This window comes from Coleofasciculus sp. G1-WW12-02 (assembly GCF_040219735.1).
Lineage (GTDB): Bacteria > Cyanobacteriota > Cyanobacteriia > Cyanobacteriales > Coleofasciculaceae > Coleofasciculus.
The window spans coordinates 14580-28033 of the sequence record NZ_JAVJRX010000067.1 but is presented as its reverse complement, the minus strand read 5'-3'; the positions used below and the strand labels follow the sequence as shown (position 1 = coordinate 28033).

General features: G+C 45.7%; 11 protein-coding genes. 3 read left to right on the top strand and 8 right to left on the bottom strand.

Annotated features, from left to right (window positions below; genetic code table 11):
• The coding region (locus RID09_RS12000; protein WP_446336175.1) for an RNA-guided endonuclease InsQ/TnpB family protein at nt 1-979 on the top strand (979 nt) is incomplete at its 5' end.
• An 87-nt stretch (nt 980-1066) separates the two neighbouring features.
• On the opposite strand, the gene RID09_RS11995 is transcribed toward RID09_RS12000, so the two are convergent.
• The 7 genes from RID09_RS11995 to RID09_RS11965 all read right to left on the bottom strand — a co-directional run bounded on the left by RID09_RS11995 (nt 1067) and on the right by RID09_RS11965 (nt 7292).
• Entirely contained in the window at nt 1067-2098 is a 1032-nt protein-coding gene (locus tag RID09_RS11995; RefSeq protein ID WP_446336174.1) for a DMT family transporter, read from the bottom strand.
• Between the two features lie 342 nt (nt 2099-2440).
• Nucleotides 2441-4255: a hypothetical protein gene (locus tag RID09_RS11990; protein ID WP_446336173.1), complete on the bottom strand. Its 1815-nt coding sequence runs from the start codon at nt 4253-4255 to the stop codon at nt 2441-2443.
• 247 nt (nt 4256-4502) lie between these two features.
• The gene (gene psbV2, locus RID09_RS11985) at nt 4503-4952 is read right to left on the bottom strand and encodes a photosystem II cytochrome PsbV2 (protein ID WP_446336176.1); all 450 of its coding nucleotides are present in this window, start codon (nt 4950-4952) and stop codon (nt 4503-4505) included.
• Nucleotides 4953-5177: 225 nt separating this feature from the next.
• Nucleotides 5178-5666, bottom strand: coding sequence for a photosystem II cytochrome c-550 (psbV, locus tag RID09_RS11980; RefSeq protein WP_446336172.1), 489 nt, complete (start codon nt 5664-5666; stop codon nt 5178-5180).
• A 202-nt stretch (nt 5667-5868) separates the two neighbouring features.
• A complete protein-coding gene (locus RID09_RS11975) occupies nt 5869-6006 on the bottom strand; it encodes a hypothetical protein (RefSeq protein ID WP_446336171.1) in 138 nt (45 codons plus the stop codon).
• A gap of 97 nt (nt 6007-6103) precedes the next feature.
• Nucleotides 6104-7042 (bottom strand): acetyl-CoA carboxylase, carboxyltransferase subunit beta, encoded by a 939-nt coding sequence (gene accD / locus RID09_RS11970; protein ID WP_446336170.1) that lies wholly within the window; start codon nt 7040-7042, stop codon nt 6104-6106.
• Between the two features lie 40 nt (nt 7043-7082).
• Nucleotides 7083-7292, bottom strand: a complete 210-nt coding sequence (locus RID09_RS11965; protein WP_006100380.1) for a hypothetical protein — start codon at nt 7290-7292, stop codon at nt 7083-7085.
• A 299-nt stretch (nt 7293-7591) separates the two neighbouring features.
• Between RID09_RS11965 and RID09_RS11960 the strand changes: the two genes are divergently transcribed.
• On the top strand, nt 7592-12136 hold the full coding sequence (locus tag RID09_RS11960; RefSeq protein ID WP_446336169.1) for a CHAT domain-containing protein: 4545 nt from the start codon (nt 7592-7594) through the stop codon (nt 12134-12136).
• Nucleotides 12137-12620: 484 nt separating this feature from the next.
• On the opposite strand, the gene RID09_RS11955 is transcribed toward RID09_RS11960, so the two are convergent.
• A complete protein-coding gene (locus tag RID09_RS11955; protein ID WP_446336168.1) occupies nt 12621-12938 on the bottom strand; it encodes a hypothetical protein in 318 nt (105 codons plus the stop codon).
• On the opposite strand from RID09_RS11955, the gene RID09_RS11950 reads away from it, so the two are divergent.
• Nucleotides 12937-13314, top strand: a complete 378-nt coding sequence (locus tag RID09_RS11950) for a hypothetical protein (protein WP_446336167.1) — start codon at nt 12937-12939, stop codon at nt 13312-13314. The two genes, RID09_RS11955 and RID09_RS11950, sit on opposite strands and share 2 nt — an antisense overlap.
• Nucleotides 13315-13454: the final 140 nt, after the last annotated feature.

The following is a 13454-nucleotide window of genomic DNA, read 5'->3' as shown; positions in this document are numbered from 1 at the left end:
TACTACACTCAACCTAGTGACTGCCTATAAGAACTTTTTTGAGGGTAGGGCTAGATACCCTAGGTTTAAGGCAAAAAGAAATAAGCAGTCCATTCAGTATCCCCAGTCAGTAACAGTTGTAGATGGTTGCCTCAAATTTCCTGGTCGCGTGGCAAAAGTCAAAGCTAAAATACACCGACCCATTGAAGGAACAATCAAGACGGTAACGGTGAGCATGACCCCATCGGGAAAGTATTTTGCATCCGTCTTGACCGAGACACAAGAGGATAGCCCACCGGTTAGCACCGATGGCAAAGTAGCTGGGATTGACTTAGGATTGAAGGACTTTGCGATTGTCAATGATGGGGTCAAGACCTCTAAGTTTGCTAACCCTAGGCATTTAGCCAAGCATGAGCGTAACCTCAAGCGGAAGCAACGAAAATTAGACAGAAAGGAGAAGGGGAGCAATTCAACAGATAAAGCCAGAAAACTGGTAGCTAGGGTTCACGAACGAGTTAGTAATGTCCGTCAAGACTACCTGCATAAGCTGTCCAGAAAGCTTGTTGACGAAAACCAAGTCATCGTAGTCGAAAGTCTAAATACTAAGGGCATGGTTCGTAACCATAAACTAGCTAAAGCAATTTCTGATGTAGGCTGGGGAATGTTTGTCAATTTTCTATCGTACAAGCTCGAAAAAGAGGGCAAGGTATTGGTAGAAATTAACCGATGGTTTCCCAGTTCAAAACTCTGCTCAAACTGCCATTATCAGGTGGACGAGATGCCCTTAGAGGTTAGGAGTTGGACTTGTCCTAGCTGTGGTACTCATCATGATAGAGATGGTAACGCTTCAGCAAATATCAGAGCGGAAGGCATCAGAATCTTATCGGTCTCAGGGACTGGGACTGCTGCTGATGGAGGGGATGTGAGACCGAAACTTGGGCGCAAGTCTAAGTTGACGCAATACCCTGTGAGATCAGAAGCTCAGGCTTCAACGAAGTAAGCCTGAGTAGTTCACCTCGCTCCATCCCCATCCATCTAGACGGTGGGGCTGTTGACATCTTATCCAAGATAATACCCAAAAAGCCAACTACGGCGTTATTTGTGGCAGGTGGGGCAGTTGTTTCCCAGCAGCTACACAAAGCGCTGGTTGGGAGTCATTCGCCATAACCTGAGAGGCGTATTGACTCGATTTAGCCACATAGATGCCTAGTAAAACCACAGCAAACGCGAATCCGTTAAACAGGCTTAAGTGTTCTGAAAACAGAACCCACGCCACCAAAGCTGCCAGTACCGGATCAAGTAGCAGGAACACACCCACTAATCCAGAAGACAAGCGTTTGAGGCTATATGCCTGAAGTCCTTGACCGACGACTTGACAGACAATAGCTAAACCGATAACTGATAACCATCCTGAACCCGAAATCGGGAATAGTCTGTCTTCGGTTAGCAGTACCACGGGAAACGTTACCACCAATCCGACTAAACAGCACCACATAATAATGGTTGTGGCATCCCACTTGGCACGCAATTTTTCAATCAGCATTAAGTTGGCGGCTGAAAAGAGTGCTGATAAGAAAGCAGCAATATCCCCGGCAAAGTTATCCGTCGCTACTTGTAAATCACCAAGTCCTAGCGCTGTTGCTCCCACCATTGCCATCATCAAACCAATCAGGAATTGACTGTCAAAACGTTGACCGAATATCAGCCATACTCCTAAGGTCGTGAATAAGGGAGTCAGGTTGTGTAAGATAGTTGAATTGGCAACACCTGTTTGGGTGAGAGACCATGCCCAAAGTGCCAAACAACCCCAGAACATTACTCCAGCCGCGATCAACATGAGCCAATCGCGAACTGTATAAGCTGACTGAGGTACGGACAATTTTTCATGCCCTTGCGATCGCGCCTTCGACTGGTTCAACAGCCATAAGACTAAAAAGGCAATCCAGAATCGGTTAAAGATTGTGGCAAACGGACCGAGTTCCCGTTCACTCAATCGGATAAATATAGCAGCAAGGGATAAAGCGACGATGGCAGTAAATATGGCAAATAGAGCCATCATCGTTGGACTGGGATTTATCGGGGATTGGGATAATTGTAACTGTTGAGTTTTCTGTATCATTTAAAGTCCCTAGAAAATAACTTTATCTTTTAATCGAGATAAAAATTTTTGAGCAATTTTATGGATCACTCGTTAATTCCGGAACCTCTTGCCCAGCCATTTTTATAGATTTTTTCTTGTTCTCAATTTAAATATCTCTATTAACGCTACTAATTATCTTAAGGTTTGATAGGGAGCTAAACTTCTATTATTTTGTATTTTGTTACTGAAAGTAATATTTTGATACATTACCTAATCCGCCAAGAAGTCTGCCGCCATAATCTATGATTTGGCGGTGAATAGAAGGCTGCACTTGTTAGCAAGCTTGTTAACTGGTGGGTATTTGAAGCCGAGCTGAACTAGCTACTGAGCTGGATTATGTGCCTGGATCATCACACCCTCTGGTGTATAAACCTCTACTCGCAGTTTGGCATTATCGCTAATCACTTCCAACGCTTCTCCCAAGGTCAAAATATGATTCACAATACCCGCATGAGCCTGTGAGTCTCCTTGGCTTCTAGCACTTAGCGCTCGCTGTTGCACCATCTGGACATAAGCAGGTGTCAACTGAACCTTAATCATCTTGTTGTCAATCGTATAGCTACAAATGCTGGGTTTCCCAAAACAGGTTTGACTGAGATCCCGACGAGCTTGTTGCATCTTAACGGCTAACTGAAGCTGGTTTTGAGCCTGCTTGAGCGCACCTCGATAGGGTTCCACTAGGGATTGTGACTTGGTATAGTAATAGGTATCTTTGGGAACCTGATTAACATAAGTTAACGCATTTCGCCAGTGAATCAGGGCGGCTGACCATTGCTTGTCCGTTTGAGAATCCGTTGCCAGTTGAGCCAAGCGCACGCCTTGATTATAGGCATTGGCAGCAATTTGCTCACTCGTTTTGCGATCGCGCGCATTAGCGAGTTTCGGTAAATACAGCGCCAATAACTCTTGGGCTTCCTCATAGGGGGTTGTCCCTTGGGGAATCTGTTTGAGACGCTGCATCGACGCTTGCCAAGTCGCATAAACCAATTGCCAGTCTGACAAGGATTGGGCAATTCCTTGACGCGCCTGTGCCATCCGCGCTGCTTCTTGAGCTGCTTTTATATGTTCCTGTGCTTTCCGTTCTTTGAGCAGTCGCTGATTAATTTCTTCTAAATTCGTCTTATACGCCTTAATTTTGGCTTTGGCTAAGGGTTGGAGATTGCTATCGGTGGGGAGCTGTTCCAGTTTAGCGATCGCGTCTCGCCAGAGGTTCTGAACCTCCCGCCACTTCGACTCTGGATGGGGCGGGTTTTGGCTCTCATACCCGGCTCTAGCCGCCGTTTTCAGCGCCTCTACCATATCCGCCACTGTTTCCGAGTGCGATTGATAGATTTGCAGTTTTTGTTGAGCTTGGCTGTGGTAACGTGACCAAGGCGGAATCGCCGCAACCAATTGAATCGCCTCTTGTAGCTGTTCCTGTGCTTCCAAAACTGCTTTTCCCGATTCTGGGTTTTGCAGAGTTTTGGTTGATTTTTGGCTTAACTGTTCTGCTTCTGGCAAAACCGCACATTCACCCATGACACAAGGACGAGTTAGGACATAAAGCGTGCTAAAGAAAACCAGCAAACTCAACCCAGCACCCGCTACCACCAACGGCAGTAGGGATGATTTTAACCTAACCTTGACTGACGGGGGTTTTTCTGATTCTGACGCATCGGCTTCATCGTTTACTTCTGGAATCGGTTGATCCCACGGATGGGATGATTCAGCTTGTGTTTCGTCCGAGTCTGAGTTTTGTGGAGTTTCCGTTTCAGACGGGGGGTTAGTCTCCTCTGTGGCGTTCGTTTCTACCGAATCTGCATCAGAGGGGGTTGTGGTTTCGGGTTCAGGTTCAGGCAAATTTAGGAAGAGCGATCGCGAGACGTAAGGTTTCTTTTCTCCAGCTCGCAGCAGGTTAACTCTTGCTTGTTGAGCCACCAATGGATATTGGCTGCGGATCGTTTGTTCTAAAAACGCGAGAATCTGGTCTTGATCCAGCGTCGCTTCGGCGGGATGCTGTACCCAAATCGCTAACCGTTCATCACTTCGCCGACACCGAACTTGAACAGGAATGCTCTCATGCAGGTATGACTGCAAGTCCTCCTGTAAGCAGTTGCCTAAATCCGTTAATTCCTCTGGGCGCGTCGCTGTTTTCATTTGCTCAAAGTTTGAGCGCTACTCTCAAAATTTACACCCCATTATGACGTATTAGTAGTGGAGCTGGGGAAGAAGCGAGATCAGGGCACGATACTATCGTGCCCCTACGAATCAATTATCCCTAAGCTTTGGTAGGGACACGGCATTGCCTTGTCCGATTATCACCATAGCTTTCCCATCTCCCCTATCTTCCTCATCTCCCTCATCTTCCAGACGTTCCACGCCTTACGTCTCTACTTCCACAACGTTAAGTTGAAGCCTTTTCTCCCCAGCCTGGAGCCTTTTGAGCGGCTCTCAGGACAAATGCGGCTAGCTTTTCAATTTGCTCCTGTGGCATCCAAGTATCTGGAACTTGGCGACACCAAAAACTTGAGGCACTGCCATCATAGGTCATGGGTTCTCTGAGAAAAGAGATAATCCCATCAACATTATCGCGAGGTGGGGTAGCTCCCGCCAATGTTTCCAGTCCCAGGGAAACTCTCGGATCTTGTAGGGTGGTTCCGCCAACATGACAATTAATGCAATGGGCTTTAAACAGTTCTTTCCCCTCAGCCAAATCGTCTGGGGTGAATTCCTTTGTCTGTCCCTGTTCATTGACATCTAAGGCAATGGGTTCAGTCACCTTTAAAAAACGTTTAACGTAGTCATCGATCGCATAAGCGGGTGAGCTGACCATAAAGACGACACACAGAGCCATCAACATAGCGAACAGACTGCGAACTGAAAAAAACTTATATCGGAATGAATGGCTAAATTGAAAGCTTTTAATCCTATTATTCAGCATTAGTTTCTAGTTTTTCATCTTTTGCTTTTGCTTATTGAAGGGTTGAGCCGTAGCCAATTAAACGTTGAATGTTTTTACCTCCAACCTTTTAATCGCCTCCTTTCAACCCTCCAATGAATCATTCAAAAAAATTCGGACTTAGCTGACAGCCTTACCACCTCCCCACATGATACCTTGAACTTTTGGTTGGATCAGAATATAACCCGATATCGCCTCAAGGTCATCTTCTGTGAGATTTCTCATCTCAGGGAAGATATCGGCGCTGCGAGTACTGGGGTGGAACTCATAAATCTCTGTAAATCCATCGTAGGTTGTGGGGTTTTTGATGTAGTCTACGAGAGCGGCGATGTTATCGCGACGGGGGAATGCCCCTTGCAGATCCTCTATCTTTAAGGTGACGTTGGGGTTTGTCTTAGTTCTGCCGCCGAGATGACATTGACTACAGCTATCGATAAACAGGCGTTGACCTGTCTTGAACTCGGCTAGGCTGACAACCTTAGTATCACCCTGTTCATTCACGGGAACAGTACGAACGTCCTGACTCAGTTCCAGAGCGGTGGCGCTACTCACTGCTATTTGAAACACAAAGAATACCATTGCCACAGCCAGCAATATCAATCGTTTCATTCGGGGTTCTCCTTGGAAAATTTGGCTCATTCGTCTTTAATGCATGAAAATTGCTCAACCTGTAGCTTATCCTCTACCTGAAGGGCACCGCCGTCAACCACTCATGGGGATCAAACCGACAGTCTGCACGTTTAAAGATGTCACACTACGGATTTTCAGTGAACTTTTAACAGAAAACAGGGAATGCACAAGCCGCCCATTTTCAGTCTTCAATGATTCCCAACGGTTTACCTGGATCGGGTATCTTTTTTGTGGGAACCGTGTATTCGGCAGTAATGTCCACCTTTGATCGGTCTGCAAACCCCATAATAATTGACTGACGAAATTGAGATTGAGTCACTTCACTATGAATATGATGCCATCCTGGGGGCGTCTTTCTCTCAAGAAGTTTTTTACGTCAAAGATTTATAGGTAAAAACTCACAAAACTCTCCCCCCTTAAAACTCAGTTTTGAGATCAGCGCCTTTCGCCATCAACGTCATCGGTTCAGAATGGGAAACCACAGTAGGTGAGGTGGGGAAGGGTTGATGAAGACGAATAAGCTGCGCCAGTGTCTTTTTCAACTGAGTGCGAGGAACAATCGCATCAACAAAGCCGTACTGGAGTAGATATTCAGAGGTTTGAAAGTCGTCGGGGAGTTTTTCGCGCAGCGTTTGCTCAATCACTCGGCGTCCCGCAAAACCGATGGTAGCTTTGGGTTCGGCTAAAATAATGTCTCCTAACATAGCAAAACTAGCAGTAACGCCTCCCGTGGTGGGATGGGTTAACACAGGGATATAGAGTAGGTTAGCTTGACGATGCTGTTCCAGCGCCCCAGAGATTTTCGCCATCTGCATCAGGCTTAACATGCCTTCTTGCATTCTCGCCCCCCCAGAGGCGCATATAATTACCACAGGTAAGCGTTGGCGGGTGGCTTGTTCGATGAGGCGGGTCAGTTTTTCGCCCACCACCGAACCCATACTACCGCCCATGAATCGGAAATCCATGACGCCTAGGGCGATGGGTAATCCATGAAGCTGTCCGATTCCCGTTTGCACGGCGTCAGTGAGTTGAGTCTTGTCTTGGTAATCTTGTAGGCGATCACTATAGGATTTGCGATCGCGGAATTTTAGCGGATCAGTGGGGCGAATTTGCTCATCCAGGGGTATCCAGGTATTCCCATCAATAAGCTGGCGAATCCGTTCATCGCTATATACCCGGATATGATGACCACATTCGGAGCAGACCATTTGATTCGCTCTCAGGTCTTTAGTATAGGTGAGAACCGCGCACGCCTCACATTTTGTCCACAATCCATCAGCAATCTCCCGTTCCCGTCGTTGTTGGGGAATCGGTTCTGATTTTCGTCGATTGGCAAACCAGTCAAATAAAGACATGAAATGTTTTAATTCCTTAATAATTATCCGAGATGTCTGCTTATTCCTCGTCTGGAGAACTCAGCAATAACAAAGCTGTCCATTGATCGTAGGAGCGAACTTGCAACGCAGCCGGACTCCCCGCCCCAAAATAGGACGGGATACCCTGGTCAATAATCCGACTAGGGATGTCGTGAGCTGCCAGAACCTGCTGCATCAGCTCGGCTTCCCAGCGGGTATGAGTTGTTTTCAGGGTGATCCAGGTGGTCAAAATAAAGCAGGATGATCACAAGACAAGAGTTATTTTACTCGTTATCGGCGACTTCCTAGCTGATGTAGAGACGTGCAGTAGCACATCTGGGGGCGGGGGTGTCAATTTGTCGGGGCTGATCCTCCAACGGACGCGATCGTGTTTGTCGTTGCGCTGTCTTCGCCGGTATCCAACTCCAAAGGTATCACTAAATAACAAACCTAAAACTTTATATACTTTTCTTGCACTTTCCTATTTATTGATTAAACCATCGAAACAGGGAGATACAATTCAAGCAATATGTCTTGGTGTATCACCCCATGAAATCTCTTCAATGGTGTTTTAATTGGATAGCTCTAACGGTTTCCCTCACTCAAGCCATGCTTGTCACAATAGCGGCGCTGGTTGTTAGTCCACAGACACTAGCACAATCAATTACCCCAGCATCAGATGGAACGGGTACAACTGTTGATCAACAGGGAAATACACATAACATTAATGGTGGTAGTTTGTCAAGGGACGAAACCAATCTATTCCACAGTTTCCAGGACTTTGGTTTAGATGCAGGTGAAATCGCTAACTTTTTGGCAAATCCTCACCTCAATAATATTTTCGGACGAGTAATGGGGGGAAATCCCTCACTGATTAATGGCTTGATTCAGGTGACAGGCGGAAATGCGAATTTATATTTAATGAATCCGGCGGGGATAGTTTTTGGGCAATATGCTCAGTTAAATGTCCCGGCTGATTTTATCGCTACCACGGCTACAGGGATTGGGTTTGGCGAGAATCTTTGGTTTAATGCTTTCGGCACAAATGAGTATCAGCAATTAGTCGGGAATCCGCAACAGTTTATCTTTGATGTATCTCAGACCGGAAGTCTGGTTAATGCCGGAAATTTAGCTATCTCCCAGGGTCAGAATTTAACTTTACTCGGTGGTACGGTTATTAATACGGGAGAACTAACAGCACCGGGAGGAAGAATTACCATTGCAGCCGTTCCCGGTTCTCATCGGGTCAAGATTTCTCAGCCGGGACAATTGCTGTCTATAGAAGTTGAACCATTAGTCAATAGTTCGGGAGAACTTATCCCCTTTACACCGTTAGATTTAGCCGCATTATTGACAGGTACGCCGGAGAATCTGGAGACAGACGTTGAGGTGGATTCAACGGAAACAGTCAAATTAACCGATTCTGACTTAATTCTCCCCAATAAAACAGGAGTTACCATTATCTCTGGAACAATTGATGTTTCCAACCCTGTAGGGGCGCACCGACGTGCGCCCTCTCTCCCACCAACCATTGGCGGCGAGATAAATATTATTGGCAAAACCGTAGGATTAATTTCTGCCAATATTGACGCATCCGGTACAAATGACGGCGGTACTATTCGCATTGGTGGCGACTATCAAGGTGCAGGAATAATCCCTAATGCTGATATCACGTTTATTAATGAAAATTCTACGATTAAAGCCGATGCTTTAACAGAAGGCGATGGCGGAAATATAATTATCTGGGCGGATGAACAAACTATATTTCATGGCAACATTAGCGCCCGTGGCGGACACAATTATGGCAACGGCGGTTTTGTGGAAATATCCAGTCAGCAACAGTTAGCCTTTGACGGTGTTGTCGATGTAAGTGCTATTGCAGGTGAAGCGGGACAGTTATTATTAGATCCCACTAGCGTTATCATTGGCACAACCGGAACCAATGATATAGCACTCAACGATAATCAAATCTTGTCGGGAGAAGGTAGCGGAAGTTTCCTGATTTCTGCCAATTCACTGTTAACTGCATTAAATTCTGGGGATGTCTCAATTGCTGCGAGTAAAAATATTGATATTATCAGTGATATTAATTCCAGCAGTAGCAACAATTTAACCTTTGAGGCGGCATTTATCAATTTAGATGCATCAGTTTACTTGAATGGTGGAAATCTCACCTTTGAAGCGCCCGTGATTCTTCGCAGCAGTCAAACACTCAGCACAGGTTCTACTGTCGGCGGTGATATTACATTTAATAGTAGTCTTCATGCGTTTAATCCAGGTACGGATACGTTAACCTTAGAAGCCGGAACCGGGAATATTACGTTTAATGGTGCTGTAGGTGGAGCGTTACCTTATAATGTGGCGGTACTGTTAGATGATCCGGTGGGATATTGGCGTTTGGATGAAGAGGGGGAGACAGCTTTTGACTCGTCTGGAAACAATATAGATGGCACTTATTTTGGTGGGGTAAACCGCAATCAAGAGGGGGCGTTAGTGGATGATGCTAATCCAGCTCCATTTTTTGATGGTACGACGGGGTATGTAGAAATTCCCGATTCAGATTTTATTGATTTTGGTACAAATGAGGATTTTACGATAACGGCTTGGATTAAAGCTTCGTCCGAACAATTGGATACGGTAGCTGGTGATAAGGATGTCATTGAAAAATGGAGTGGAGGCGAGCCATACCCTTATGTGATTCGCTATTTCTACCAATCAGGAAAAATCCTTGCTGCGCGATATGATGGTTTTCCTGCAAATCTGAGTCCTACCGTTAACTCAACAGTATCCATAGACGATGGACAGTTTCATCACATTGCTTTTATCAAAGAGGGTTCGACACTCTCTTTATATGTTGATGGAATTCTAGAAGATACGAATACCGATACTATAAATAGCCCGACACAAAATAATTCTCCACTTTTTCTAGCACGTAGAGGGGGGAACGCAATTGATAATTTTTTCCGGGGCAGTATTGACGAAGTAGCCATTTACGATTCTGCCTTATCCCCTGATGAAGTAGCCGATCAATACACCACGGGAACAGGTACGGCTACCTCAAGAAAACTCGGTGGATTAACGGTCAATAGTGCCGCCAATATCATAGCCAATGATACAATAACTGCCAATAGTATTGACCTAACAGCTAGTCAAGATATCACTACTCAATCCCTCGACACAAGTTCCAGTTCAGGTGATGGTGGTTCTATTACCCTTAATGCAGGAAATAATATTCAAGTCACCGCAATTAATACACAAGCCGGAATTAATGGTACAGGAGGGAATGTTGATATTACCGCTGGCGGATTTATCCAGATAACTGACACATTTATCGACCAAAATGAGGAAAATACCAGTATTTCCACAGCCGGAGGTAGCGGTGGTGGTGCGATTACTATCCAACATGGCGGTCAGGGTTTGATTCCTTTTAATGTGGGTGATGCCTCAATTAACGGTACAGCAGGTGCGATTACGAGTGGCGAGTCTAACCTTGAACCGTTCCAATCGTTTACTGATAACAAAACCGAAGGAAATGTTCAGATTATCACTGATCAATTTATTACAGGTTCTTGTCCTCCTGACTGTTTAGACACCGAACCAGACGAGATAGATGAATCTGAGGATATCACTGAGAATTTCGGGACTGATATAGCAACCGCTATAACGATTAGAACACTCAGTCTATCTCAAAACCATACATTGCATTTATCAGTATGTCCTAATAATCCTGGCGACTGCGATACTTCTCCAGTTTTGAGTCCGATCGCAGAAACTGAAGCCGCGTTCACGAATGAATATGAAGAGTATTGGGGGTTAACTGAGACGCCAATTATTACGCTGGTACAAGCGCAAAGAACTTTACAAAGGATTGAACAGGCGGCTGGGGTGAAACCGGCTCTGATTTATGCGGTGTTTGTGCCAGGGAATGTTGCTGAAGATGATGGTGGGAGAGGCGAAGTTGAGATGAGAAAACGCAGAGGTTCGCAGAGGGAAGCGCAGAGGTTCGCAGAGGGTTTTGGTGGTTGGGATGAGATGTTTTTGGCTCAGGAGGTGTGGGAAGATGGGGCGCAATTGGAGTTGATTTTGGTTACGGCTGAAGGGGAACCGATTCGATTTGTTGTACCGGGGGCGACTCGGAAAAGGGTGATGGAAATGGTACAAGGATTCCGTCGTGCGGTTACGGATACTCGCATTCCTCGTCCTTATCTTCCTAGCGCTCAGCAGTTGTATCAGTGGTTAATTGCTCCGTTGGAGGAGGAGTTACAAGATAGAGAAATTAATAATCTGGCTTTTATTATGGATCAGGGTTTGCGTTCTTTACCTGTGGCGGCTCTCCATGATGGGAATGGCTTTATTGTTGAACGGTATAGTATCGGTTTTATGCCGAGTCTATCGCTAACGGATACTCGTTATGTGGATGTGAGTGATTTACAGGTTTTGGCAATGGGGGCGTCGGAATTTACTGACCAAAATCCGTTGCCGGCTGTGCCTGTGGAATTATCCGCGATCGCAGATAAACTATGGCAAGGTGAATCCTTCCTTAATTCTACGTTTACTCCCGCCAATCTTAAAGCAGCACGGGCGGATCAGCCCTTTGGTATTGTCCACTTGGCAACTCATGGTGAATTTAAATCGGGTCAACCGGAAAATTCCTATATCCAGTTTTGGAATACGAGACTATCCCTGGATCAAATTCGCCAACTTGGACTACATAATCCACCCGTGGAACTAATGGTATTAAGTGCTTGTCGAACTGCATTAGGAAATGAAGAAGCTGAGTTAGGTTTTACTGGGTTAGCGGTACAAGCCGGGGTAAAATCAGCGTTAGGAAGTCTCTGGTATGTCAGTGATGAGGGGACATTGGGATTAATGACCACTTTTTATCCAAACTTAAAGCAAGTCCCAATTAAAGCCGAAGCGCTGCGACAGACACAATTAGCCATGATTCAGGGTCAAGTGAAGATTGAAAATGGGCAATTGATTACTCCCAATGGGACGATTACCTTACCTGAAGAATTAGCTGGAATTGAGGATAAGGAGTTTACCCATCCTTATTTTTGGAGCGCATTTACATTAGTGGGAAGTCCTTGGTAAGGGTGTAGAGACGTAGCATGCTACGTCTCTACTTAGGGCTGGTAGGCAGTGTCCTCCCTAGGGCATATTCAGGGTTTCGGTGATCCCAAAATCCAAATTTTCAGTGCCATTGGTTTTAAATTCGTAGGGGCGGGTTTAGGAAATTTCGTGCCAGCTATTGATGATAACGTTTATACAAAACCCGCCCTGACCGAGTGTTGACCCTTCACGACATTGGAGGGAACCTAGTTTTAAATTGTATGTAGGGGCGGGTTTTACTACTATCGTTTCGGTTTCACCCAGATATGACTAAACCCGCCCTTATCCACGTTGATTAGGAAAACCTGTATGTCTCCTCTGCCTGGTTTTTCTTAATAGAGTCAGCCAATTTTACGTAGCTGTGAATTCCAGGTCTAAAATGGGATTAAAGGCTTATAGTCAGCAATACGAGCTTATAGCACTCTTCGTGCCGACTACGAACCTCGGCACTCCCACACCTCTGCCACTATTCAACCGGATGCTGACGAAATTTCCAGAAGCGCCACAAGAGAGCGATCGCCAAAATTATAGCAGGTGTGAGTACGGCAATCAGGGCATTCCCGGACGTTGCCGGAATAGGGGGTAAACTAGGACTGGCGTATTTAATCACCAGGGAAATGCTAAGGGAGAGAATTAAGACTTTGACAATGAAATTGAATTGAATACCCATCAGTTTTTGTGCTACCTGGTATGCCGTTGTGATATTATTCCCTTTTTTAGCACTGATGAGCAATGAGCAAATTCCCACCTGATAAGGTTTTTGTGCCTTAAACCAAAGCACCATGAATCACCTCGACCCATTGGACAATCAAAACCTGCAACGTTTACAGCTATTTGCCTACCTGCTGCCTGTGATCGGCTTTTTTCCGGCACTGTGGACACTCTACCGTCGCCAAGGAACACGAGAACAGCAAGCAGTGAGTCGCTTGTCCGTCACCTTGGCTTTCGCTTGGCTACTAGGCTACATTTTATTATTGTCAGGGGCGCAGCTCACGGAGTTTTGGAGCTTCCGCCTGTTATTTATGAATACCATGCTCACCTCTGGGTATTTTTTAGTGAGTGTTTGGCTCATGGTGCGCTTGTGGCAAGGAAAGTTACCACGCCTCCCTGGGATTAGCCCGGTGGCGGAAGGAAAAGTGCGAAAGCATCTGTCCGAATAAACGATTTCAGCGTTTGGGTTGTCCGGTTATAGGAAAATGGTGACAGGCTTTTTGCCTGAAGTTGATCAACTGCTCTCATCTTTTGCCGTATTTGCCTGGTTTTGCCCCAAACGGTGAGAAAACCTGATAATGAGTGTTTG

What these genes read in the sequence shown, in the direction of transcription:
- RID09_RS11960 (WP_446336169.1), top strand. Translation starts at nt 7,592, where the DNA reads ATGAAATCTCTTCAATGGTGTTTTAATTGGATAGCTCTAACGGTTTCC.
- accD (WP_446336170.1), bottom strand. Translation starts at nt 7,042, where the DNA reads ATGTCTTTATTTGACTGGTTTGCCAATCGACGAAAATCAGAACCGATT.
- RID09_RS11990 (WP_446336173.1), bottom strand. Translation starts at nt 4,255, where the DNA reads ATGAAAACAGCGACGCGCCCAGAGGAATTAACGGATTTAGGCAACTGC.
- psbV (WP_446336172.1), bottom strand. Translation starts at nt 5,666, where the DNA reads ATGAAACGATTGATATTGCTGGCTGTGGCAATGGTATTCTTTGTGTTT.
- RID09_RS11995 (WP_446336174.1), bottom strand. Translation starts at nt 2,098, where the DNA reads ATGATACAGAAAACTCAACAGTTACAATTATCCCAATCCCCGATAAAT.
- psbV2 (WP_446336176.1), bottom strand. Translation starts at nt 4,952, where the DNA reads ATGGCTCTGTGTGTCGTCTTTATGGTCAGCTCACCCGCTTATGCGATC.
- RID09_RS11955 (WP_446336168.1), bottom strand. Translation starts at nt 12,938, where the DNA reads ATGGTGCTTTGGTTTAAGGCACAAAAACCTTATCAGGTGGGAATTTGC.
- RID09_RS11950 (WP_446336167.1), top strand. Translation starts at nt 12,937, where the DNA reads ATGAATCACCTCGACCCATTGGACAATCAAAACCTGCAACGTTTACAG.